The 25,008-nt window shown below is 66.3% G+C and carries 16 protein-coding genes; 5 read left to right on the top strand and 11 right to left on the bottom strand.

What is annotated here, in order from left to right; all coding sequences use genetic code 11:
* Positions 1–94: 94 nt before the first annotated feature.
* Both DYQ94_RS01165 and DYQ94_RS01160 read right to left on the bottom strand, forming a co-directional pair.
* Positions 95–1,678, bottom strand: coding sequence for a tetratricopeptide repeat-containing sulfotransferase family protein (locus DYQ94_RS01165; protein WP_126965708.1), 1,584 nt, complete (start codon positions 1,676–1,678; stop codon positions 95–97).
* A 40-nt stretch (positions 1,679–1,718) separates the two neighbouring features.
* Positions 1,719–2,177 carry a hypothetical protein gene (locus tag DYQ94_RS01160; protein WP_126965754.1) on the bottom strand — a complete coding sequence of 153 codons (459 nt, stop codon included), beginning with the start codon at positions 2,175–2,177 and terminating at the stop codon, positions 1,719–1,721.
* 160 nt (positions 2,178–2,337) lie between these two features.
* On the opposite strand from DYQ94_RS01160, the gene DYQ94_RS01155 reads away from it, so the two are divergent.
* Positions 2,338–3,840 (top strand): tetratricopeptide repeat-containing sulfotransferase family protein, encoded by a 1,503-nt coding sequence (locus DYQ94_RS01155; RefSeq protein ID WP_126965707.1) that lies wholly within the window; start codon positions 2,338–2,340, stop codon positions 3,838–3,840.
* A 23-nt stretch (positions 3,841–3,863) separates the two neighbouring features.
* Here DYQ94_RS01155 and DYQ94_RS01150 read toward each other — a convergent pair whose 3' ends face one another.
* The 7 genes from DYQ94_RS01150 to DYQ94_RS01120 all read right to left on the bottom strand — a co-directional run bounded on the left by DYQ94_RS01150 (position 3,864) and on the right by DYQ94_RS01120 (position 12,806).
* Positions 3,864–5,147: an aspartyl/asparaginyl beta-hydroxylase domain-containing protein gene (locus DYQ94_RS01150; protein WP_126965706.1), complete on the bottom strand. Its 1,284-nt coding sequence runs from the start codon at positions 5,145–5,147 to the stop codon at positions 3,864–3,866.
* Between the two features lie 171 nt (positions 5,148–5,318).
* Positions 5,319–6,284, bottom strand: a complete 966-nt coding sequence (locus DYQ94_RS01145; RefSeq protein WP_104593526.1) for a cation diffusion facilitator family transporter — start codon at positions 6,282–6,284, stop codon at positions 5,319–5,321.
* 797 nt (positions 6,285–7,081) lie between these two features.
* A complete protein-coding gene (gene mmsB, locus DYQ94_RS01140) occupies positions 7,082–7,984 on the bottom strand; it encodes a 3-hydroxyisobutyrate dehydrogenase (RefSeq protein WP_181097777.1) in 903 nt (300 codons plus the stop codon).
* Positions 7,985–8,142: 158 nt separating this feature from the next.
* Positions 8,143–9,330 carry an enoyl-CoA hydratase/isomerase family protein gene (locus tag DYQ94_RS01135; RefSeq protein WP_425518999.1) on the bottom strand — a complete coding sequence of 396 codons (1,188 nt, stop codon included), beginning with the start codon at positions 9,328–9,330 and terminating at the stop codon, positions 8,143–8,145.
* Entirely contained in the window at positions 9,315–10,112 is a 798-nt protein-coding gene (locus DYQ94_RS01130; RefSeq protein WP_016903185.1) for an enoyl-CoA hydratase, read from the bottom strand. Before DYQ94_RS01130 ends, DYQ94_RS01135 begins: the two co-directional genes overlap by 16 nt.
* Positions 10,109–11,290, bottom strand: coding sequence for an acyl-CoA dehydrogenase family protein (locus DYQ94_RS01125; protein ID WP_024938048.1), 1,182 nt, complete (start codon positions 11,288–11,290; stop codon positions 10,109–10,111). The genes DYQ94_RS01130 and DYQ94_RS01125 overlap by 4 nt, the downstream gene beginning before the upstream one ends.
* Before the next feature lie 10 nt (positions 11,291–11,300).
* Positions 11,301–12,806: a CoA-acylating methylmalonate-semialdehyde dehydrogenase gene (locus tag DYQ94_RS01120; protein WP_065031849.1), complete on the bottom strand. Its 1,506-nt coding sequence runs from the start codon at positions 12,804–12,806 to the stop codon at positions 11,301–11,303.
* 123 nt (positions 12,807–12,929) lie between these two features.
* On the opposite strand from DYQ94_RS01120, the gene DYQ94_RS01115 reads away from it, so the two are divergent.
* The 4 genes from DYQ94_RS01115 (at position 12,930) to galA (ending at position 21,294) form a co-directional block, all read left to right on the top strand.
* Positions 12,930–14,315 (top strand): short-chain fatty acyl-CoA regulator family protein, encoded by a 1,386-nt coding sequence (locus tag DYQ94_RS01115; RefSeq protein ID WP_046342092.1) that lies wholly within the window; start codon positions 12,930–12,932, stop codon positions 14,313–14,315.
* A gap of 362 nt (positions 14,316–14,677) precedes the next feature.
* Positions 14,678–17,368 (top strand): TonB-dependent receptor, encoded by a 2,691-nt coding sequence (locus tag DYQ94_RS01110; protein ID WP_126965705.1) that lies wholly within the window; start codon positions 14,678–14,680, stop codon positions 17,366–17,368.
* A gap of 162 nt (positions 17,369–17,530) precedes the next feature.
* Positions 17,531–18,730: a glycoside hydrolase family 53 protein gene (locus DYQ94_RS01105; protein ID WP_126965704.1), complete on the top strand. Its 1,200-nt coding sequence runs from the start codon at positions 17,531–17,533 to the stop codon at positions 18,728–18,730.
* Positions 18,727–21,294 carry a beta-galactosidase GalA gene (galA, locus tag DYQ94_RS01100; protein ID WP_126965703.1) on the top strand — a complete coding sequence of 856 codons (2,568 nt, stop codon included), beginning with the start codon at positions 18,727–18,729 and terminating at the stop codon, positions 21,292–21,294. Before DYQ94_RS01105 ends, galA begins: the two co-directional genes overlap by 4 nt.
* 192 nt (positions 21,295–21,486) lie before the next feature.
* Here the strand turns inward: galA and DYQ94_RS01095 are convergent, their stop codons facing one another.
* A complete protein-coding gene (locus DYQ94_RS01095) occupies positions 21,487–21,840 on the bottom strand; it encodes a hypothetical protein (protein WP_126965702.1) in 354 nt (117 codons plus the stop codon).
* A 165-nt stretch (positions 21,841–22,005) separates the two neighbouring features.
* Positions 22,006–23,931 (bottom strand): alpha-L-fucosidase, encoded by a 1,926-nt coding sequence (locus DYQ94_RS01090; RefSeq protein WP_126965752.1) that lies wholly within the window; start codon positions 23,929–23,931, stop codon positions 22,006–22,008.
* Positions 23,932–25,008 lie beyond the last annotated feature (1,077 nt).

The raw sequence follows: 25,008 nt of genomic DNA, 5'->3' as shown, positions 1-25,008 counted from the left end.
GGCTCGATGCCGCCACGTGTGTTCGCTCGTGGCTCGCGAGCCGGCGGCGCGCTCACTCGGAGGACTGGACCGGTGGATCGGCCAGCGCCAATCGCTACACCACTTCGGCGCCGGGCACGATCACGCCAGCTGCCTGAAGTCGCCTCAACAACGGCAGCAGTACGTCCAGATGCCGGCGAGAGCTATGCACCGAGCGTTGGTGGACATCGCCGCGCACCTGCGCCGCGCTCGCAGTCACGAACGGCACATGCTCCAGTTCGGCGATGGTGTCGCTGCGCGCCAGCCCGCACCAACTCAGCACCCGCGTGATCTGCTGGTCGGTATCGCGCACCAACTCTTCGTAGTGCACGTCGAGAATGGCGCCGGGCAGCACCGCATGCCAGTGCCGCATGGTCTGCTGGTAGGCCAGGTAGTAATCCGCGAGCTCATCGAGCGCGTACGAGAACGGATAGGCGTTGTAGAACAAGGTCTTGTACATCGCATAACAGGTGTCCAGCGGATCGCGCACCAGATGGATGATGCGTGCGCGTGGCAGCGCGGCGGCAATCATGCCGCAATACAGGTAATTGACCGGCAGCTTGTCGATGAACACCGGATGGTCGTGCACCAGCTCACGGGCACCGCGCAGATACTCCTGCCCAAGCGCCGCGAAATCGATCTGCAGCGATGCCTGGGCGGCGGTCAGTTCGGGATTGGTCGACAGTACGCCGGAGGTCGCACTGCCGAGCAACGCACCGAAATCCATCAGCTCCCCGGCCGAGCGTGCACCGCCGCGCTGGATCAGCAGGCGCTCCAGCAAAGTGGTGCCGGAGCGTGGCAAACCGACGATGAAGATCGCTCCCTCGCCCGCATGACCGGGCTGCAGTGCGCGCAAGGCAGCCGGGCCGTACGCCTCGAGCACCTGGGCGATATGCGCACACTCGGCAGCAACGTCGTATTGCAAAGTCTTGCGCTTGCAGGCCGCTGCTGCGGTCAATGTCTCGAACGACTCCGCATGCTGGCCCAGGTCCTCCAGCTCCTTGCTCAAGGCGTACAGACCGGCCGCTCGGGCGGATGGTTCCGATAGCGTGGTCAAGCGGTGACGCAGATCGTCCAGGTGGTTGTGCTGCCCGGTCTGACGCCGGAGCGTGGCGCGCAGGTACAAGGCATCGCCCGTGCCGGGTGCCAGTTGCAATAGCCGCTCCAGGGTGAGCTCAGCCGCATCGAATTCACCGCCAAAGAACTGCATGGTGGCGAGGTCGTACAGCAAGCCGGGCTGTTCTCCCAGCAATGTCATCGCATGCCGGTACGCATCACGGGCGGCCGCCACCTCGTGGCAGCCACTGTACAGCGCACCGATCCGCCACCATGCAGCGCCGTCGGCGGCCGCCAACGCCTGCGCCTGGCCGGCGACGAGCCGGGCCTCGCGGCGGCGACGCAGCTGCAGCAGCAAGCTGGCGTATTTGATCAATAGCGGGAGCGGTGACGTTGCAACCGCCGCAGCCTGTGCGATGCGGTCGGCTGCGGCCTGCGGATCGCCGTTGGCCAACCGGGCTTCGCTGGCAAGCTCCAGCAGATGCGCATTGCCTGGCTGCTCTGCGCAGGCGCGGTCGGCGAACACAGCTGCCTCGGCATAACGTCCCTGACGCAGCAGTTGATACCCGTTGTGCAACAGGGCGCGTAGCGGTCTCTCAGTCATCCATTCTCTTCTGTCTGTTGCGATGCCGTCGGTGGCCTGGCTAGTCGATGCGGCGGGCACGTAGTGCCACACCGGCAGCGGTGACCAGCATGTAGCTTCCCATTGCGGCCTTGCGGATCACCACGACCTCGCCCTCGGCCAGCGGCCCGCGGCTGGTCGCTTCCGTCAGCGCCCAACGCTGGCGACTGTCCAGCGACACGATGCGCGTACCGTCTGGCTGATACGCCACCGCGAGCACCTTCGCGGTGAGTTGCGCAGGCGCTGACTGCTGCGCGCCTGTCGCTGCCGAGGCCTGTTGGCTGCTGCGGCCGAATGCCCTGACTGCCCTGTCCGCCTCCGCCGCCCGCACCGCCTGCGTTGGCGGGAAGCTGGCGTCATAGCAGGCCAGCCGCGGCAAGGGATCGAGTACTGCGGCGCAGCGATGCGTCGGCACGTCCTGCGCCGATGCCGCCCAGGCGCAGCTCAACACCGTCAGCCCCCACACCACTCGCTTGTGCATGCGCGCATCTTCACTCGTCGATTGCAGCAGAGCATACAAGGCAAGCGGCGCACACAGGAAAGACCGCTCATCACCGTCCGCCACGGGCCGATTGAACGCACCGACGGCGCCGCCTAAGCTGCAGGTCTCCCACCCGCTGCAAGAATGCCTGGAAAACGCCTTGGACCCGTCCTTGCAGCACGCCGCACGCTTACTGCAACAAGGCCATCTGGCGCAGGCGATCGCCGCTTATCGCCGCATCCTGCAAGCGCAGCCCCGCTGCGCCGATGCCTGGTACAACCTGGGATATCTGCTGCGCCAGACCGGCGAGGCATCCGCCGCACTGGACGCTTATGCGCAGGCATTGCAATGCGGTGCCGCACTGCCGGAACAGATCCATCTCAATCGCGCCGCGCTGCTGAGTGACCATCTTCATCAGGAGGCGGCAGCGCTGAAGGAACTCGACCTGGCACTGCAGTGCCGGCCGGACTACGCCCCGGCCTTGCTCAATCTGGGCAACCTGCAGGAAGAGCTGGGCGCACGCGACCAGGCGGTCGCCGCCTATCGCCGGCTGCTCGCCAGTCCTCCTGTCGATGCCCAGACACGGGCGCTGCAGCTGCAAGCCACCGCACGCCTGCTGCACCTGGATCCTCCCACGCATGCGCAGGACACACGCCTGCTTGCACTTGCGCAGGCAGGCTCGGTCGCGGGACAGGATCCTGCGTTGACGGCCACGCTGCTGCATGCACTGGCCCATGCCTACGACCGCCTCGGCCTGCACAGCCAGGCATTCGCTGCGGCCAGTGCCGCCAACCGGCATGGCCATGCACATGCGCGGCGCTATGACCCGATCCGCACACAGCAGCAGTTCGACAGCATCGCTGCGGTATTTGCCGATGCAAGCGACGCGCGCCAGCCACCGCCCATGGATGCTGTCGGCGACGCGGTGCCGGCACTGTTTATCTGCGGCATGTTCCGCTCCGGCTCCACCTTGATCGAACAGGCCTTGTCGCGCCACTCGTGCATTGCCGCCGGGGGCGAACTGGATGCGCTGCCGCGACTGGTTGCACAGTCGCTGTCGCCGTTCCCGCAAGCCGCGCAGCATCTGTCCTCGCACACGCTGACGCAGCTGGCCGCGGCCTATCGTCAACGCATGGCAGCAGCCGTTCCCCAGCATGCGCAACTGCGCTACATCACCGACAAGCGCCCCGACAACTTTCTGCTGATCGGGCTGATCAAGCAGCTGTTTCCGGCGGCCAGGATCGTGCACACACGCCGTCACCCGCTGGACAACGGGCTGTCGATCTTCATGCAGCAGCTCAATCCGCAACGCTTTGACTATGCGGGCCGGCTGGAGGACATCGGGCATTTCTATGCCGCCTACCAGCGACTGATGGCGCATTGGCTGTCGCTGTATCCGGACAGCATCCACACGTTCGACTACGACGCCTTTGTCGCCGCGCCGGAGCCCAGCCTGCGCGCACTGCTGGACTTTTTGCAGTTGCCCTGGGAACCGGATTGCCTGGATTTCCACAAGGCGCCTGGAGCCGTCAGGACAGCCAGCTACTGGCAGGTGCGCCAACCCCTGCATGGCGATGCGTCCGGACGCTGGAAACCCTACGCGACCCAGCTCGCTCCGCTGCGCGACACACTTGCCCGGTTTGGCATCATGCCTGCGGACTGAACCGGCCGACTACCGGCACCACCTCATCCCGCACGGTGGCGCGCAATCGCCGTCTCCATGGCATTGACCATCTGCCGCTCCTCCTGGCTCAGCAGCGGGTTCCAGACATCGAAGATCAGCACCGCACGCTGCTGCGCGCTCGCGTTGCGCGCTTCATGCTCGATCGAGTCGTCGAACACCAGTACCTTGCCGACCTCCCACTGCCGCCAGTCGTAACCGACCCGGAAGCTGCAGCCCTCGGGCACGATCAACGGAAGATGCGCCACCAGACGTGCGTTGGTCTCGCCGTGGTGCGGCGGAATGACCGTCTGCGGCGCAAGCACCGAAAACATCGCGTTGGGGCACACGCCGTCGATCTGCGCCGCATCGACCAATGCCAACGCGGCGGCGGTTGCCGGGCACTGCCGCAGATGCTCATCCACCGGCTGTCCATGTGCCCACAACGGATAGGAACTCCATGCCGGCGAATGGTTGAGCTCCTTCCACTGATTGACCGGCTGGTCCGGCGCGTAGGCGATGTACGGCGCAAAGCCGCCCTTGTCCTCGTGCATGACGGCGCGAAGTTCCTGCGCGATCGCCGCGGTCTGACGCTGTACTGCAGCGATCCAGGGAAACGCGTCCGGCGGGTGAAACGGCAGGGCTGGCAGTCGCGGGATGTACAAGCGGTTGGATTGGGAATGGAACGGGCGACTGCGCCCGCATGCGATCGCGGCCGCTTCCGCCCAGCGTCCTGCGAGTGCGGCGTCCACGGCGATGCCAGGAGCGTCCAGGACGGCGCGCAATTGCGCCTCCAGCTCAAGCGTGTCCTGCTCCACCGCCTGCGTGGCCAGGGCCAGCTTGCGACGCAACACCGCAGGCCATTGCGGCTCCGGCGGCGCGACCTTCAGCGCATCGCGATAGACACTAGCGGCGGCGCGCGGACGGCCGCGTGCCTGCAGGAATGCGGCCTTTGCCAGCAGCCCGGGCAGGAAGTACGCATCCAGCGCCAGCGCCGCGCTGATGGCCTGCCATTCGCCATCCACATCGCCTTGCGCCTGCTTCACCACCGCAATGGTCAGCACGATCATCGGATCGCCCGGGCTGCTTGCGCGTGCGCCTGCCAGGTATTCCAGCGCCGCCGTTGCATCGCCGCGCTGGTAGGCGTGCACGCCCAGGCTGTACAAGGCCTGCGGGTGCGTCGGCGCCAACTGGCGCACCTGTGTCCACAATTGCTCGGCCTGTTGCCATTGCCCGGCCGATGCTGCCGCGCCCGCCTCGGCGATCAGCGTGGCGATGCGTTCGTTGCGTTGTTCGATCTGTACCGCCATTGCGCCGCCGGCCTCGCAGTCTTCCCCGGCTCGATCATACGGCCTGGGAGGCAGCCAGGAAGCAGGACGGTTCTCCCCTGGATCGGACCCGATGACCTGGCTGGGCGCTGCTCCAGGCAACGCCATGCCACCGCCGATCAGACAACAAGCCCACTGGCGGCGTGGTCCGCGTCAGTGCGCGTGGCCGCCGTGCGAATGCGCGTGACCACGGTGATCGTCATGCGCGGCGCCTTGCGCGGCCGGGGCCGCGCCACACGGCTCGGTGCCGCAGTCGCCACTCTCCACCTGCAAGGTGACGTGGGTGATCTCGAAACGCGCGTGCAGCAGCTCGGCGAGGGCGTCGCGCAGGCGGTCGCGGTCGGTGGTTTCGCTGACCACCACGTGTGCGGTGAGCGCGGGCGTGCTGGAGGCCAGTGCCCAGACATGCAGGTCGTGCACGTCTTCGACGCCGGGGTAGCTGCTCAGCGCCTGCTGCACCTGCGGCAGATCGATGCCTTTGGGCACGCCTTCTAGCAGCACGTTGATCGCCTCTCGCAGCAGCACCCAGGTGCGCGGCAGCACCCACAGGCCGATCAGCACGGCCAGCACCGGGTCGATCCATTGCCAGCCGGTCCAGCGGATCAGCAACGCGCCGATGATCACCGCCACCGAGCCAAGCATGTCGCTCCAGACCTCGAGATAGGCACCCTTGACGTTGAGGCTCTCGCCGCTGCCGGCGTGCAGCAACTTCATGGCGATCAGATTGATCACCAGGCCGAAACCGGCGATCAGCAGCATGCCGCTGGAGGAAATATCCTGCGGTGCGCGGAAGCGCTGCGCGGCCTCCCAGAGAATGTAGGCGCCGACTGCGAACAACAGCGCCCCATTCGCCAGCGCGCCGAGCGCTTCCAGCCGCACATAGCCGTAGGTACGGCGCGCATCGGCAGGACGACGGCTCAGGCGCACGGCAAGCAGGGCGATCATCAGGCCCACGGTATCGGTGGCCATATGTGCGGCATCGGACAGCAGCGCCAGGCTGTTGGTGATGAACGCACCGATGACTTCCGCCAGCAGGAACGTGGCGGTGAGTCCCAGCGCCCACCACAGCGGTGTCTCGTGGCGGATTTCGCTGGGTGCGTGGTTGTGGTCGTGTCCCATGGATGCGGTGGCCTCGTGCAATGCGCGCACCTTAGGCGCACGCGATGGCGGAGACTATTACACCCGGGCGTGATGACATCACATCACGCGAGCGCGGCGCCGCACCTTGTTGCCCAGGCCGGATAGCGACTTGGGGCGGCCAACAGAACCTCTCGAACGCCGCAGCGATGGCGGCAACGTGTCGGCAACCCCCGCTTTCGTTAGCGGGTGGAGTGATGTCGTATTGGCAGTGACGTTGCTCGATAGAAAGAAGCCGATCAGACCGCACCTCGTCGGACGGCTGCGCTGCATGTGCTGCATGCACCGCCTGCCCCTGCTTGCAACCGTGCGTACCGACCATCGTGACTGGTCCTTGCTCGCCCACCGTCGCGGGACCTTACGCGGCATGGATGCCGCGTAAGAGCCTACAAGGACGTACTTGCGGCGTGTCCCGCGATGGTGGGCGGGCAAGGGCCCTGCAGCAAAACCACAGCGTCGAGTGCGCGGTGCCCTCACCGCGTCAGACAGTTTGCTGGCTGTGCTATTGAAAAAAAAAAATGCACACCGATCAACTCGACTGGTCCTTGCCCGCCCACCGTCGCGGGACCTTACGCGGCAAGGATGCCGCGTAAGAGCCTACAAGGACGTACTTGCGGCGTGTCCTGCGATGGTGGGCGGGCAAGGACCTCGCAGCCAAGCCGCAGATCATCCGCTCTACAGCCGACACCCCTAGTTCGATCAACTCTCCAGACAGAGACGAATCACCACTCCAGCCGCACCTACTTGACGGTGGGCGTAGACACTTTTGCTCGCCGCTCTCAAACCTTGGCCACCAGCTTGATCACGCTGGAGAAATCCAGCGCACCGTTGCCGGCCTGGCTGTTCATCGCGTACAGATTGCGCGCCAGCTCGCCGAGCGGAATCGACACGCCTGCCTGCACTGCGGATTCGGCGACCAGCCCCAGGTCCTTGAGCATCAGATCGTTGCCGAAGCCGCCGCTGTAACCGCGCGATGCCGGCGCGCTGGGCAACACGCCCGGCCACGGATTGCACACTTCGGTGGCCCAGCTGCGTCCGGTGCTGACCGCCATCATCTGCGACAGCACCGCCGGGTCCAGCCCCTGCGCAACGCCGAGCGCCAGCGCCTCGCCGGTGGCGGCCATGATCACGCCCAGCGCCATGTTGTTGCACAGTTTGGCGACCTGGCCGGCGCCGTTGTCGCCAACGTGGAAGATGTTCTTGCCCATTGCCTGCAACACCGGCCGCGCGCGCTCCAATACCTGCGCGGCGCCGCCGACGATAAACGTCAGGCTGCCTGCCGCCGCACCCGCCGTCCCGCCGGAGACCGGCGCATCCAGCACCGCCAGGCCACGCGCCTGCGCCTCGGCGGCGAGCTTGCGTGCGCTGGCGGGTGCGATGGTGCTGCAGTCGATTACCAGGGCACCTTCGGGAATCTGCGCCAGAATCCCGGCCTCGCCCAGGTACAGCGCTTCGACATGGCGGCTGGCCGGCAGCATCGAGATCACGATCTCGGCGTCGGCCAGGGTGTCGTGTGCGGAGCTGGCGGCATGCGCGCCGGCAGCGACTGCCGCATCCAGCGCAGCGGGCACCAGATCGAACACCCGCAGCTGGTGCCCGGCCTTGCTCAGGTTGGCGGCCATCGGCCCGCCCATATTGCCCAGGCCGATAAAAGCGATCTTGCTCATGGTGTGGTTTTCCAGGGTTGGGCGGCCATCACCGACTGGCGCGGCCGTTGAATGGTGTGCCCGGCCGCAGCGCAGTGCGGCAAACGGATGCAGTGGCGTTCCTCGGCCCTGCACTGCGGATGCGGCTCATTGTCCGCATCCGCCAAGACCGTTCGCAGCGGCGTGTCAGCGACTCAACCTGCACCAAGATCGGCAAGTGGATGCCGTGCAGGCGGCCAGGGCGATTGCAGGAATGCCGCCGCCCATTGCGCATCGGCCTGTTCGAGCGCGGCAGGCTGCCACTGCGGCGTGCGGTCCTTGTCGATCAACAGCGCGCGAATGCCTTCGGCGAAGTCGCCATGCGCGGCGGCATGCAGCGCCACCACGTACTCGGTGCGAAAGGTGTCTGCCAGCGTGCCGGTGCCCGGGTGACGTTGCAGCTCCCAGGCCAGGCGCGCCGAGCCGGGGGCGCCGGCGGCCAGCGTTGCACGCGCGGCCTGCAGCCAGGCATCTTCGCTTTGCAGTGCCAGGATTGCGGCGACTACCTCCTGCAGCGTCTGGCCTGCCACCAATTGCGCGATCAGCGCCGCATGCACCTGCAGCGGGCCCGGCGCCAGCGGTTGCGCAATCCCGTGCAGGAATGCGCCGAGCTGGGCGCGATCCTCATCGGCATCGCCTGTCCAGGCATGCGCGTCCAGGGCGTCCAGCACTGCCGCATATTGCGCATGCTCCAGGCGCACATCCGCAAGCCCGGCATAAATGGCATCGCTGGCGTCCAGCGGCGCGCCGGTCAGTGCCAGGAACAATCCGGCGCCGTGCGGCACGCGGCGCAACAACCAGCTGCCACCCACGTCGGGAAACAGGCCGACACTGATCTCCGGCATCGCCAGCCGCGAGCGCTCGGTGACCACGCGATGGCTGGCACCGGACATCAGGCCGATGCCGCCGCCCATGACGATGCCGTGGCCCCAGCACAGCAGCGGCTTCGGGTAGGTGTGGATGCGATGGTCGAGCCGATATTCCTCTTCGAAGAACGCAGCGGCGTGCGCATTGCCCTGCGGTTGCGCGCGACGTTGCTGCGCATCCGGCACCGCCTCGCGATGCGCGCGCATGCTCTGGTACAGACCATGCAGATCGCCACCCGCGCACAACGCCTTCTCGCCTGCGCCACGCAGCACCACGCAGGCAATCTGCGTATCGTCGGCCCAGATGCGCAACTGTGCATCCAGCAGGCGCGTCATCTGCAGGGACAGGCCGTTGAGCGTCCTGGGCGCATTCAAGGTGGCGATACCGATGCGATGCCCGTCGGCGCAATCGCGTTGTTCGAACAGCACCGGGGCTTCTTCGGGGAGGCTCACATCCAGCATCAGCCATTGCTCCACTGCGGTGCGCGCTTCTCGAGAAAGGCCGCCACTCCCTCGGCCTGATCCGCCTGCTCGAACAGGTCGACGAAGGCTTCGCGCTCTGCCACCAGCGCGGCGGCATGCGTGCCGTGGCGGGTGGACTGCACCAGGCGCTTGCACGCCGCAACGCTGGCCGGACTCTGCTTGCCGGCGCGCTGTGCCCAGGCAATGGCCAGCGCGCGCGACTCGCCCGTGCCCACCACCTCTTCCACCAGGCCGATGCGGTGCGCCGTGGCGGCATCCAGACGCTCGCCGAGCAGGATCATGCGCTTGGCCCAGCCCTCGCCGACCAGGCGCGGCAGGTTCTGGGTGCCGCCGGCGCACGGCAACAAGCCGACGCTGGCTTCCGGCAAAGCCAGTTGCGCGTGCTGCTCGGCAATGCGCAGATCGCAGGCCAGCGCGCACTCCAGGCCACCACCCATCGCATAGCCGTTGATGGCGGCGATCGACACGCCGCGAAACGCGCTCAAGGCTTCGAAAGCTTCGCCGAAGCGGCGCGCGGCCTCCCGTGCAGCAGCCTTGTCGCCATCGGCAAACTGCTTGAGATCGGCGCCGGCACTGAAGAACTTCTCGCCGTCGCCAGTGATCACCAGCGCGTAGATGCTGCGGTCCGCATCCAGCGCGCGGACCAGATCGCGCAAGGCTGCAAGACTGTGCACGGTCCAGGTGTTGGCCGGCGGATTGCGCAGGGTGACGATGGCGACATGGCCGTCGCGTTCGACATGTAAACCGGTATGCGTGCGTGTTGCCCAATCGCTCATCGCAATTCCTCCTCGCCGTTGAGCAGGTGGCGCGCAATGATCATGCGCATCACCTCGTTGGTGCCTTCCAGGATGCGGTGCACGCGGCTGTCGCGCAGCAGGCGCTCGATCGGATACTCGCGGATATAGCCGTAGCCGCCGTGGATCTGCAAGGCATCGTCGCAGATCGCAAAGCCGGCGTCGGTGGCGAAGCGCTTGGCCATCGCGCACCACACGGTGGCATCGTGGCTGCCGGCATCGAGCTTGCGCGCAGCGGTGTGCACCATCTGCCGCGCGGCCACCAGTTGCGTGGCCATGTCGGCCAGTTTGAATTGCAGCGCCTGGAAATCGGCCAGCTTCTTGCCGAACTGCCGGCGCTCGCCCATGTAGCGGCGGGCGGCATCCAGCGCGCCTTGCGCCGCTCCCAACGAGCAGGCGGCGATATTGATGCGGCCGCCATCCAGCGCCTTCATCGCCATCTTGAAGCCCTCGCCCTCCTTGCCCAGCAGATTGCCGGCCGGAATGCGCACGTTCTCGAAGCTCACCCCGCGGGTGGGCTGGCTGTTCCAGCCCATCTTCTCTTCCTTGCGGCCGTAGCTGATGCCGGGCGCATCGGCGGGCACCACGAAGGCGCTGATGCCGCGCGCGCCGTCGTCGCCGGTGCGCGCCATCACCACCAGCACATCGGTGGCGCCCGCGCCGGAAATGAAGGCCTTGCTGCCGTTGAGCACGTAGCTGTCGCCATCGCGCTGTGCACGCGTCTTGAGCGAGGCCGCGTCCGAGCCGGCACCCGGCTCGGTGAGGCAGTACGAACCCAGCTTGGCGCCGCTGGTCATCGCCTCGCCCCACTGCGCGCGTACCGCGTCGTTGCCGTAACTGGCGATCAACCAGGTGGCCATGTTGTGGATGCTGATGAACGCCGAGGTGGATGGATCGACCGTGGCGAGTTCCTCGAACACCACCGCGGCATCGAGCCGGCGCATGCCCAGGCCGCCCACGCCCTCATCGGTGTACAGCCCGCAGAACCCCAGCTCAGCCGCCTTGGCGATCGCCTCGCGCGGGAAGTGGCTTTCCGCATCCCAGTGCGCGGCGTGCGGTGCGAGTTCCTTGTCGGCAAAGTCGCGCGCGGCAGCGCGGAAGGCTTCCTGCTCGTCATTCAAATCGGCTGTATTGGCGTGTAGCTGGATGGCTGCATTCATGGCGATCGTGTCACTTGAGGGAGATGGTGGTGTTGACGCCGTGGCCCAGCGTTTCGTCGTCGAACCAGCGCGCGGTCACGGTCTTGGTCTGGGTGTAGAACATCACCACCTGCTTGCCGTACGGGCCCAGGTCGCCGAGCTTTGAGGCACGCGATCCGGTGAACGAGAACAGCGGCACCGGCACCGGGATCGGCACGTTGATGCCGACCTGGCCCACGTCGATGTCTTCCTGGAAACGCCGCGCCGCCGCGCCGGACTGGGTGAACAAGGCGGTGCCATTGCCATTGGGGTTGGCATTGACCAGGGCGATGGCCTCGTCCAGCGTGGCCGCCTCCAGGATCACCAGCACCGGGCCGAAGATTTCCTCGTCGTAGATGCGCATGCCCGGCCGCACGCCGGAGAAGATCGTCGGGCCGACGAAGTTGCCCTGCTCGAAGCCCGGCACGCTGGGCGCGCGCCCATCCAGTTCCAGTGTGGCGCCCTGCTCGACGCCGGAGGCGATCAAGCCTTCCACACGCTCGCGCGCCGCGCAGGAGATCAGCGGCCCGACCTCGGTGCCCGGCGCATTGCCCGCGCCCAGGGTCAGGCCCCTGGCCTTGGCCACCAGCGCCGGAATCCATTGCCGCGCCTCGCCCACCAGCACCAGTGTGGATGCCGCCATGCAGCGCTGGCCGGCCGCACCGAAGGCGGCGCCGACCATCGCATTGAGCGTCTGCTCCTGATTGGCGTCCGGCAGCACCACGGCATGGTTTTTCGCACCCATCATGCATTGCACGCGCTTGCCTGCCAGCGAGGCGCGCCGATAGACGTGCGTGCCGACCCTGGTCGAACCGACAAACGACAGCGCCTTGATGTCCGGGTGGTCGCACAACGCGTTGACCACGTCTTCGCCGCCGTGCACGACATTGAGCACGCCCTTGGGAATGCCCGCCTCCAGCGCCAATTCCACCAGCCGCATGGTCACCATCGGGTCCTGCTCGGAGGGCTTGAGCACGAAGGTGTTGCCGGTGGCGATGGCCATCGGAAACATCCACAACGGAATCATCGCCGGGAAGTTGAACGGGGTGATGCCCGCGCACACGCCCAGCGGCTGCAGCAGGCTATAGGTGTCCACGCCGTTGGCGACGTTGTTGGCCAACTCGCCCAACTGCAGGTTGCCGATTGCCGCGGCGTGTTCCACCACTTCCAGCCCGCGGAACACATCGCCTTCGGCATCGGCCAGGGTCTTGCCCTGCTCGGCGCTGAGCAGCGCGGCCAGCTCGGGCATGTGTTCGCGGATCAGCTGCTGGTACTTGAGGAAGATGCGCGCACGCGTGCCGATCGGGGTCTTGCGCCAGCTCACGAAGGCCTGGCTGGCCGCCGCCACCGCCGCGGCCACTTCGCCAGTGGTGGCGAACGGCACCTGTGCCAGCACCGACTGATCGGCCGGGTTGACCACGTCCTGCCAATGGGTGCTGGCGGAGGTGACGAACTGGCCGTCGATCAACAGGGAAACGCGCGGGACGGAATCACTCATTGCAGGGTCGCTCGCAGAAGGTCGCTACGGATACTTCGCATTGTTCGCAGCGGGACCTGGCATTCCCAGCCCGAGACTGCTTAATCGCGCTAAGCTGCCGCCACTATTTTGCGAATCTTGCGAATGCCGCAGTCGTCCCTCCCGCTCCGCCACCAGCTCGGCCTGCGCCTGCAGCGGCTGCGCCAGCGCCACGGCCTGACCCAGGCGGAGCTGGCACGCCGGCTCGGGCTGTCGCCGAGCTACCTCAACCAGATCGAGCGCAACCAGCGCCCCCTGACCCTGGCAATCCAGCAGCGGCTCAAAGCCACCCTGGGCGATCTGGACGGCCTGCTCGACCTGGACGACCCGGCCGCGCTGGTCGAGCCGCTGGACGAATCGCTGCGCAGCCTGGGCCACAGCCTCTCGGCCGCCGAACTGCGCGTGCTCACCGGCAACCTGCCGCAGGTGGCCCAGGCCCTGCTGGACCTGCACCGCGCCCACCAGCACCTGCTCGAGCGCACCGCCGCACTGGAAATACAGATCGGCGCCGACCACGCCGCACTGCCCTCGCTGTCGCCGGGCGAGCAGGTGCGCGATTACTTCAACCGCGCGCACAACTATCTGCCGGAACTGGATGAGCGCGCCGAGGCGCTGTATGCCGAACTCGGCCTGACCTCGGACAACCTGCCGCTGCGGCTGCGCCAACGCCTGGCCGATCGCCACGGCCTGCTGGTGCAGGACGCGCCCGATCTGCACAGCGACAAGCGCAGTGTGGATACGCAGGCGCGCGTGCTGTGGCTGCCCGCGCATCTGCGCCCTGGCCAGCAGGCCTTCCAGATGGCCGCGCAACTGGCCTTGCTGGAATGCGCGCCCTTGCTCGACGCACGCATCGCCGATGCCGGCTTCGAAGATGCCGAGCGTATCGCGTTGTCACGGATCGGGCTGTCGAACTATTTCGCCGGCGCGCTGGTGATGCCGTATGGCCAATTCCTGCGCAGCGCCCAGCGCTCGCGCTACGACATCGAATGGCTGGCCGATCGCTTCGGCGTCGGCTTCGAGGCGGTCTGCCACCGGCTCAGCACCTTGCAGCGGCGCGGTGCGGCCGGGCTGCCGATCTTCTTCATGCGGGTCGATCGTGCCGGCAACGTGTCCAAGCGCCACTCGGCCACCGACTTCCACTTCTCGCATGTCGGCGGCGCCTGTCCGCTGTGGATCGTCTATGAGGCCTTCAACCAGCCCGACCGCATCCTGACCCAGATCGCGCGCATGCCCGATGGCCGGCGCTACTTCTGGCTGGCGCGCCAGGTCAGCAGCGGCGCGCCCGGCTACGGCCGCCCGCGCAAGACCTTTGCGTTGGCGATGGGCTGCGACCTGCGCCATGCCGATCAACTGGTGTATGCGCGCGGCTGGGACCTGGACGCGGTGGACGATGCGGTGCCGATCGGCCCCGGCTGCCTGACCTGCGAACGCAACGACTGCATGCAGCGCGCCTTTCCGGCATTGCCCCGGTTATCTGCCCACCCGCGCTAGTGCAGAACCCTGGTCCGTCGCGCCGACCAGGCAACCTTGGTCCGCGGTACAGGCCACGCACACCGCAACTGTGACCGGGCAGACGCTACCGCTGCACTGCAGCATTCCAACGCGAGATAGCTCCCGCAAAATGCTTCATTGGAATGGAATGACTTGCGCTTCTACCCTGAAGCGGACACATGCAGGACAGGGGGACGTCAAGGCGATCGACCATCGTCGCAGCGTCACGCAAACGATCAATCAGCTCCACACCGCAGCAACCGCCATGCCCGCGTTGGACACGCCAACGCGCAGCCGCGCCACAGCGCCGCACCAGCGGCCACTATTTCATTCGGTAACTTTGTCCTGGGAGGGATCAAACGATGCCCGTTCACCACACCGGCCACCCGGCCAGCCGGCGCATGCGCCTGCGCCGCACCCCCGTGCGCGACGTTCTCTGCACCACCATCGCCTGTGTGCTGGCCACCGCGTTCAGTGCGCACGCACAGGACAGCGCGCCTGCCGCGCCGCCGGCCACTGATGCCACCACCACGGCTGCGCCGCCGGTCACGCTCGACAACATCACCGTGATCGGCCAGCGCGCCAGCCTGAACCAGGCGGTGCAGGCCAAGCAGATGTCCGATCACGTCATGGAAGTGATCTCCGCCGACAACATGGGCCAGATGCCCAATGTTACCGTCGCCGAAGCGCTGGTGCGCCTGCCCGGCGTCAACGGTACCCGCGACCGCGGCAACGAGAGCCTGGCGACCGTGCGTGGCCTTGGCCCGCGCATGACCATGGGCACCGTCAACGGGCGCGAAATCGCCTCCTCCGAGCCCAATCGCGCCGTGCGCTGGGAAGTGTTTCCCACCGAGATCGTCTCCACCGTCAAGGTCTACAAGACCCAGTCGGCGGACCTGGTCGCCGGCGGCCTTGCCGCGACGGTGGACATCTCCACCATCAGCCCGCTGGACTACACCGGCCCGGGCTTTGTCGGCACCGCCGGCCCGGTGTTCTACGACCACGCCAAGGACGTGGACGGCTATTCCCCGTGGGGCAGCCGCTTCGGTGCCAGCTGGGTGCACCAGATTAACGACAACCTCGCGGTTGCGCTGGGTGCCACCTACCAGAAACAGAAGAACTCCAACTCCTCGATCGGCAGCTGGGGCTATACCGATGCCACCACCTCGCGCGATGTGGACGGCGACGGCCGCGTGGACCCGACCCCGTGGGGCGCGGCCGACCAGCTCAAGCTGACCGAGCAGACCCGCACCGGTGCGATGGGCACCGTGCAATGGCGCTCGGGCAACTTCGAGTTGAAGTTCGACGGCCTGTATTCGCGTATCGAGATCGACGAGGACCAGTTGCAGAACTGGTTCAACGGCCTGGCCTACAGCACCTTCTCGACCGGCGCCAATCCGTACACCACGCCGGGCTCGTCCTACACTATCGTCGATGGCGACGTGGTGGCCGGCACGCTGGCCAACTCGAACCTGCAGGTCGACCATGTGGTCAGCCACTACAACGAGGTCAAGACGCTCACTGCCGGCGGCCTCAACGCCAAGTGGAGCGGCGATGTGTGGACGCTGGGCAGTGACCTGTCGTTCTCGCAGGCCAAGCGCGACAACACTTGGCAGGCGGTGCGCTTCGGCAGCAACCCGGACACCGTCTCGTTCGATTTCCGCCGCAGCGTCACCCCCACCATCAGCACCAGCTCGGACACGCCCGAGTGGGGCATCGCCGGCCAGACCGAGCCGCAGGGGCTGCGCGACAAGATCGCCGCGCTGGCGCTCAACGCCAGCCGCCCGGTCGATGCCGCGGCGTTCACCTCACTGGAATTCGGCGCACGCGCCGCGCGCCGCGAGAAGCAGAACCGCCGCTTCATCAGCAACCAGTCCGGTTACGACCAACCGATCTCGGCGTACCAGGGCCTGATCTATCCGGTGACCATGCCGGACTTGAACGTGCCCACGCTGACCGGCGGCAACATGGATGCCATCGCCCAGATCGGCTTCGGCGGTTTCGACCCGGCCACGCTCGACGAGCAGTTGCTCGACCACTGGAACGTCAAGGAAGACGTGCGCGAAGCCTTCGCCAAGGCGGTGTTCAGCTCGCAGCTGTTCGGCACCGATGTCACCGGCAACATCGGCGTGCGCCTGGTCAACACCAAGACCACCAGCGACGGCTTCGATTCGGTCGGCACCACCGTGCAGGCCAGCAGCGACAGCAAGGAATATACCGACGTGTTGCCCAGTGCCACCGTCAACTTCCTGATCGACGATCAACGCATCCTGCGCTTTGCGGTGGCCAAGGTCATCGCACGTCCGCCACTGGACGAGTTGCGCACCGGCCGGCGCTTGGACGACCCCAACGTCACCGTCGGCCAGCTCACCGGCAGCGGCGGCAACCCGCAGCTGGATCCATTCAAGGCCACCCAGGTCGACCTGTCCTACGAGTGGTACTTCCACAAGGAAGCGCTGGCGGCGATTGCGGTGTATCGCAAGGAAGTGGATTCCAGCATCGGCTACCGCACCGACCGCGAAGTGATCAACGGCCTGGATTACCTGGTCAGTGCGCCGTTCAATGGCGGCGGCGGGCATATCAACGGTGTGGAACTCACCTTCCAGACGCCGTTCTACTTCATCCCGCACATGGAAAACTTCGGCGTCTACTCCAACTTCTCGCTGGTCGATTCCAACCTCAAGGAATTCTCACCGGAAGACAACCCGCTGCCGCTGAGCGGGCTGGCACGCAAGACCGGCACCTTCGACCTGTGGTACAGCAACGGCAGCTTCGAGGCGCGCGTGGGTTACAAGTACCACAGCCCCTACACCGTGGTGTACGGCTGGAATGCGGCGCGGCTGGCACGGCTGCAGAGCGAAGGCACGGTGGATCTGAGCCTGAACTGGCAGTACAGCAAGCAGCTCGGTTTCCGCTTCCAGGCCGGCAACCTCACCAACGAACCGCTGCGCGCCTACACCGACAACAAGCCCAACCGTCTGGCCAACCAGGACGACGGCGGCTATCAGGTGTTCGGCCGTCGCTACGCGCTGGAAGCGACCTACAAGTTCTAAAGCACCGCTGACACCGCTGTTGCACGCCTGCTCCACCACTGCGCGCGGTGTGCGCAATCGCCTACGTCACTGACGTTGTGATTGCGCGCACCGCCCGCACGACGGCACCGCCGCATGCGGCAGGCTGTCACCCGCTCCGCGTTTCATCTGTCGAGGAATTGCATGCGCTCCACACGCCGCCTCTGGACGCCCGCGCTGCTCGCGCTGGCCATCTCCACCTTCGCACACGCCGCCCCGGCCCCCGCCACGCTGTATCTGGGCGCGGACCTGTCCTACGTCAACGAGATGGAGGAATGCGGTGTGCAGTACCGCGAGAACGGCGTGGTCAAGGACCCGTTCGAACTGTTCCATGCGCACGGCGCCAATCTGGTGCGCGTGCGGTTGTGGAACGATGCCCGCTGGACCCGCTACAGCGACCTGTCCGACGTCAAGAAGACCATCGCACGCGCACGCGCGCAAGGCATGCAGGTGCTGCTGGACCTGCACTATTCCGACGACTGGGCCGACGGCGAAAAACAGCTGATTCCTAAGGCCTGGGCCAGCATCACCGATACCGATGAACTGGCGCGCACGCTGTACGGCTTCACCTATGACACGCTCAGCGCGCTCGACCGTGCCGGCCTGATGCCGGAGCTGGTGCAAGTGGGCAACGAAAGCAATTCCGATCTGATGGACAGCAAGCCGTGGGACAAAAAGCGCCCCATCGACTGGCAGCGCAACGCCAAGCTGTTCAACGCCGGCATCAAGGCGGTACGCGACATCGGCGCACGCTCGGCGATCAAGCCGCGGGTGATGCTGCATATCGCCCAGCCGGAGAATGTGGAACCGTGGTTTGCCGCCGCGACCAAGGCCGGCGTCACCGACTACGATCTGATCGGCATCAGCTACTACCGCAAGTGGTCGACCCAGTCGATGGCCGAGCTGGGCAAGACCATCAAGCGCCTGCGCGGCCGCTTTGATGCCGACGTGGTGGTGGTGGAAACCGCCTATCCGTGGACGCTGGACTCCGGCGACACCTCGCACAATCTGCTCGGCCAAGACTCGCTGATTCCCGGCTACCCGGCCACGCCGCAGGGCCAGTTCCGCTACATGGTCGACCTCACCCAGCTGGTGATCGACACCGGCGGCGCCGGCGTCGTGTACTGGGAGCCGGTATGGACCAGCAGCAGCTGCAAGACACGCTGGGGCACCGGCTCGTCGTGGGAAAACGCCAGCTTCTTCGACTTCAAGCATGGCAATGAAGTGCTGCCGGCGATCGACTTCATGCGCCACCCGTATACCGGCGTACCTGCAACGACAAGCAAGCCTGCTGCGGGCACGCCAGGCAACGCTGCGGATACCGACAAGAGGACCCAGCCATGACCGGCATCAATCGCCGCGAACTGCTGCGCGGCATGCTCGCCAGCGGCGTAAGCGCTGCACTTCCGGTCGGTACGGCCGGTGCGTTGCTGCCCGCCATCGCCGCTGCAGCACCAGCTGCAGGTAACACCGCCACGCCGCTTGCCGCGCTCGGCGATGCAGCGTTGGCACCGCGCGAACGGCTGCTGTTCGACTTCGGCTGGCGCTTCCATCTGGGCCATGCCAGCGACCCAGCGCGCGACTTCGAGTTCGGTACCTTCCAGCGCAGCTTCGCCAAGGCCGGCAAGGACACTGCGACCGCCGCGCAACTCGCCTTCGACGACAGTGGCTGGGAACTGCTGGATCTGCCGCACGACTGGGCCGTCACCCTGCCCTTCCGGCAGGAACCGATCTCGGCCACCATCACCGAGGAAGATCCGGCCGCCGCGCACGGCTACAAACCGCTGGGCACGAGCTTTCCGGAAACCAGCGTCGGCTGGTATCGCCGCGTGCTGCAGATTCCCGCAGACGATCTGGGCAAGCGCATCAGCCTGGTGTTCGACGGCGTGTTCCGCGACTGCATCGTGTTCTGCAATGGCCACATCGTCGGGCGCAATGCCAGCGGCTATTGCGGCTTCGAGGTCGACCTCAGCGACGTGCTCGACTACGGCAAGCCCAACCTGATCGCGGTGCGCGTGGATGCCACCCTGGGCGAAGGCTGGTTCTACGAAGGCGCCGGCATCTATCGCCATCTGTGGTTGCACAAGACCGATCCGCTGCATCTGCCGCAGGACGGCGTGTTCGTGCGCAGCACGCTGCAAGGCACCACCGCCACCGCGCAGCTGTCCACCGAGGTGCGCAACGACGGCAGCGCCCCGCGCCAGTGCACGGTGCAGGCGCGCGTGACCGCGCCGGATGGACGCGTCGTCGCACAGGCAGCCAGCGCCGCGGTCACTGTTGCACCCGGCCAGGTGCACCTCGTCGAACAGACCCTGCCACTCGGCGAAGCGGCGCTATGGTCGATCGACACCCCGCAGCTCTACCGCCTGACCACCAGCGTGCACAGCGATGGCAAGGCGGTGGATGCGCTGGTCACCCCGTTCGGCGTGCGCACGGCCGTCTTCGATGCACAACGCGGCTTCCTGTTGAACGGCACGCCGCTCAAGCTGCACGGCACCAACAACCACCAGGACCACGCCGGCGTCGGCACCGCCATCCCCGACAGCCTGCACGAATGGCGCCTGCGCCAGCTCAAGTCGATGGGCTGCAACGCGTACCGCAGCTCGCACAATCCGGCCACGCCCGAACTGCTCGCGCTGTGCGACCGGCTCGGCATGTTCGTGATCGAGGAAACCCGCCGCATGTCCACCGACCCCGAAGCCATGGGCGAGCTGGAGACGATGGTGCGGCGCGGGCGCAATCATCCCAGCGTGATCCTGTGGTCGCTCGGCAACGAAGAGCCGCAGCAGGTCACCGAGCGCGGCGCGCGCATCGTCAGCCGCATGCAACAACGCGTGCGCCAGCTCGATCCCACCCGCCCCACCACTTTCGCCATGGACAAGGGCTTTGGCGATGGCGTCGGCCAGGTCGTGGATGTGGTCGGCTTCAACTACCGCACCAGCCAGATGGACGGCTTCCACGCGCAATACCCGCACATTCCGATCTACGGCAGCGAAACCGGCAGCACGGTGTCGGTGCGCGGCAACTACCGGCGCGACGACGCGCGCGGCTACACCCGCGCCTACGACACCGACCACCCATGGTGGGCCAGCACCGCCGAAGCCTGGTGGAGCTATGTCGCGCAGCGCCCATATATCGCTGGCGGCTTCATCTGGACCGGCTTCGATTACCGCGGCGAACCCACGCCCTACAACCGCTGGCCGAATGTCGCCTCGCAATTCGGCGTGCTCGACAGCTGCGGGTTTCCCAAGGACAACTACTGGTACTACCGCGCGCAATGGACCAGCGAACCGGTGCTGCATCTGTTCCCGCACTGGAACTGGGACGGCCTGCTGCAGCCCGATGACAAGGGCCGCATCCAGGTCTGGTGCCACAGCAATCTCGAAGCGGTGGAACTGCTGGTCAACGGCGTCAGCCAGGGCCTGCAGCAGGTGCCGGCCTACGGCCATGTCGAATGGCGCGTGGCCTACGCACCGGGCGTGATCGAGGCACGCGGCTATCGCGCTGGCAACTTGGTGCTCAGCGAACGCCGCGAGACGGCCGGCAAGCCGGCAGCGATCCGCCTGAGCTGCGACCGCAATGCAGTGCGCGCCGATGCCGAAGACGTGGCGGTGGTCAAGGTGGAGATCGTCGATGCGCAGGGCCGCCTGGTGCCGACCGCCGACAACCTGGTGCAGTTCGCGCTGCGCGGCCCTGCGCGGCTGATCGGCGTGGGCAACGGCGACCCCGCCAGCCATGAGGACGACAAGGCACCGCAACGCAAGGCCTTCAATGGACTGTGTGCGGCCCTGCTGCAGAGCACGCGCAGCGCCGGCAGCATCGTCTTGCAGGCCACCGCACCCGGCCTTGCCGCTGCCACCCTGCGCCTGGAGGCCGACAAGGCCAAACCGCGCGCATCGGTGGCCTGACGCAGGCCGTGGCAGCGGCTGCAGTGATCATCAGGAACCATGTCGGCACCAACCGACCGCAAGACTGGGAGTCCATGACCGGCTCCCGGCACAGTCAGTCGCCTGCGCCTGCGTGCGCAAGCGACAGGCAGTGGCGACACCCGCCCGGCCCACCGCCGCTAGGTCGCGCGACTGGATTGCTGGCGGGCCGGTTCACGCATCCGTGCTCCCTGCATCCGGCGCACGCGGAAAGTAGCGGCTGAGCTTTTCTTCCCACGCCTGGAACTGCTCAAGCGTGTAGGCATCCATCGGCCGCGGATCGGCGGCGACCGCCTTTTTCTGCGCCACATACGCGATGCGCTGGGACGACAGCTCGTCCCACGCCTTGCGCAGCATCACCGGGTCGGGATGCGAGACCATCATCGCTTCCAGCAGCGTGGCCTGCGCCACGCGTGCGGCCAGCAGGTCGCTGAGCGCCTCGGTCACGGCCTGCATCCACTCTTGCTGTTTCTGTTCCATACCCAACCGAATCGCTTGCCTCGTGCGCCGCGCACAATAGCGCGTCATCCGGAACGGCGGTGTGCAAGCACAGTTCAAGATTCAGGTCACCGCGTGCTGCGAACACGTGATTGATCTCTGCATCGCTTCGCCTGATCCATCTCATGCCCGCGACACTGCGTCACCGCAACGATGTGCTCCCGCGCGGCGCGTGGCGGCGCGGGAGCGCAAGCCTCATCGCAAGCGCGAGAACGCACCGATACCCGCGATCGCCAACCGGTCGGCGGGCACCGCCGTCTCCGCGAACGACAGCCGCAGGTAGCGGATCTGGCGGATCTCGGGGAAATTCAGGCGCTGGGTCGAGAGCGCATAGGCGATATTGGACAGCTCGCCGGCGCCAGCCGGCTGCCAGTGCTGCCCATCTTCGCTGGTTTCAGCGCGATAGCCTTTAGGCGGCGCCGCACCGTTCATCACCGTACGCGAGGGCGTGAGGCTGAAACCGGCAACCTGACGCAGCGCACCGAGGTCGATGGTCGCTTGTACGGGATGGCCCGGCGTGGGAGCGGGCGTGATCCAGATCGTACTGGCATCGTCGTCGAGCAACGTGTCCGCGCCTGGCGCGCTGGCCTCGACGATTCGCCAGCCGGCGGTGGACAGCACGTCTGGCGCGTTCGTGGTCGGCCGCGCGACCGGCACCGGCGCGACGGCGCGGAACAGCGCGAATTCGCTGATCGCCGGGCACACCGGCGCCTCCAGCACGAGCAGGCGCACCCGGCGTGCGGCGACCGGGCGATCCAGTCGCACGATGCGCTGTGCACCGATGCACTGCGCTTCGGCCAGCCGCCGCCATTGCCCATCGACCTCGGCTTCGACCGCGAAGCGGGTGACGCGCACGCCCAGCGGCAGATACTCGCGCAGCCGGATCAGGTCGAAGCTGTGCACCGCCGACAACTCCAGCGTCAGCGTCGGCGTGGTGACCTCGTCCGGCGTGGACCAGTAGCTGTCCGGCTGGCGGTCGAGGACGCGCGCCGGCTCGAACCCGGGGCCACGCGATGCGCTGGCACTGGCCTTGGCACCCTTGGCCAAATCAATGGCGAAGCTGGCGCGGATCGCGTCGCCAAAACTCTGCAGCACAGCCACATCGTGGTCGGGGATGCGGCCGCGTCGGTCGGGCGGAAGATTGAGGTTCATGTTGGTGCCACGCGCGACCGAGGTGTCGAAATAGCGCACCAGATTCTCCGGGCTGCGCACCTTGCCGTCTTCATCGGCATGGTAGAACCAGCCAGGGCGGATCGAGGTGTTGGTTTCGGCCGGCCACCACAGCGCACCACCGCGCACACCGGAATTGCCGTTTTCCTGGGTATACGGGGCATTGGGCATGGTTGGCCAGCTCGGATCGCCGGCGATACCGTCCTCGTTGCCGCCCCAGCGGATATCGGCGCCGAGCGGGTCGAAGGTGCAGGCCATCGGCTGGTGCCGATGCACAAGCTCGATCATCCGTGGCCAATTGTAGTAAGCGGGCGCATCGATCTTGCGCGATTCGCGCGCTCCACCGTAGTAGCCGTCGCCGCCATTGGCGCCGTCGAACCAGAACTCGAACAGGTCGCCATAACCCGTGCAGAGTTCGACGATCTGCTTGCGGAAATAGTCGAGATAGCCGGGACGCCCATACTCGGCATGATTGCGATCCCAGGGGGACAGGTAGATGCCGAACGCCAGGCCAGCGCGACGACACGCCGCTGCCATTTCGCCGACGATGTCACCCTTGCCGTTCTTGTAGGGCGAGTTCCGGATGCAATGCTCGGTCAGGCGCGTCGGCCAAAGACAAAACCCATCGTGATGCTTGGCCGTGAAAATAAGCCCTTTCAGATTGCCGGCCTTGGCAGCAGCAACAATCTGATCGGCTGAAAAATCGCTGGGATCGAATTTGCGCGGATCCTCGTCGCCGTAGCCCCATTCCTTGTCGGTGAAGGTGTTCATCGCAAAATGCACGAAGGCGTATTGCTCCCACCGATGCCAGCGCAGCTGTCGCGCACTGGGCACCGCACCCCACGGCGCGGGGCTGCTGGCGCGTGGCGTTTGCGCGATGCGAGCTGCCGAGGCACTGAAGCTGGCGGCGGCCACCACACCCGTGGCAAGAAAGGTACGACGATCGATCATTAGCGCCTCCGACTTTGCACAAGTTTCGATCTTAGCTTTTCCCAAGGCGAAAGAGTTCCAAAGCAACAGGCGGTTTGTGCAATGCGCCGCGCACACGCGGGCCTTTGCGCGGCGAGCGCCGAACAGCGCGCCAAGCAAGCCGGGCATGCGTCGTTTGATGGCTGATGGCCGCGCCGCACGCTGCGTTGTGGGTGCTCGCATGGCTGCATCTTGCGTACGCGAAGCGCGTTCCGCGAACAGAACGGACAATGGCTGACCGACGACAACCAACAAGGACCGCACGACAGCGTCGGCGTGCCAACACCTGCCAAGTTTTGGCATCAACATTGACCGTCGAGGTCTCATCTTGGCTGGTACTGACTTGCGGCAAGTCCACAGGTCATGACGTAGCGGCAAGTGCCTGGGCTGACCGAGCCACACGCTCAGGTGCCAGGCCGCCCAGCCGGCAGCCGTGCGCACTAGCGCCGCTGTCGCCGATTCATCTGCGACAGCGGCGGTATGCGTTGAGCGATCCGGCGATGGACGTTTGAAGGCCCCGGCCCAATGGCAAATCGCCCACCGGGACCCAGGGCCGGCACGCTCTCGACCGCCAGCGCAAGGATTTGTCGGTGGGTGGGCTTAAACTTGCGTCCGCGCCGACGTGAGGCGGCTCCTGGTTCCGTCGCAACATCCTGTGCCATTCCAACGCTTCGACCGTTTCGTCGCAACATCGATTGATCTCGTTTGGAGGGTCGTCGCAACAGCCTCGCAACAAATCACCGTTACTCGCCGCTGGCGACCCTGATTGACCGCCACATCCCGGAAGAACATTTCTTGCAAAGCACTGATACAAAAGAAAAAACCAAGAACGCTAACGGGGCTGTAGAGCACACCCCGCTGATGAAGCAATCTTGGCGTGTAGTGATCGTATAGCTCAAAAGCCTTGTGCAGCAAGCGTATTGAGGAAGCGGACAGGGAGTGTCTAGCCCGTCGCAACAATTTCGCAACATTCTTAGTCTGCTGCACTGGTAGCCGAGTTGCTCGGAGGAGCTCGACCATCACTGAACAGTGGTATCCCTGCCTCTGGCCCTTGGCAGC

It is taken from the genome of Xanthomonas sp. LMG 8993 (assembly GCF_009835065.2).
Lineage (GTDB): Bacteria > Pseudomonadota > Gammaproteobacteria > Xanthomonadales > Xanthomonadaceae > Xanthomonas > Xanthomonas arboricola.
Note: the sequence above shows the minus strand (reverse complement) of the source record. Positions and strands in the feature narration are given on the sequence as shown.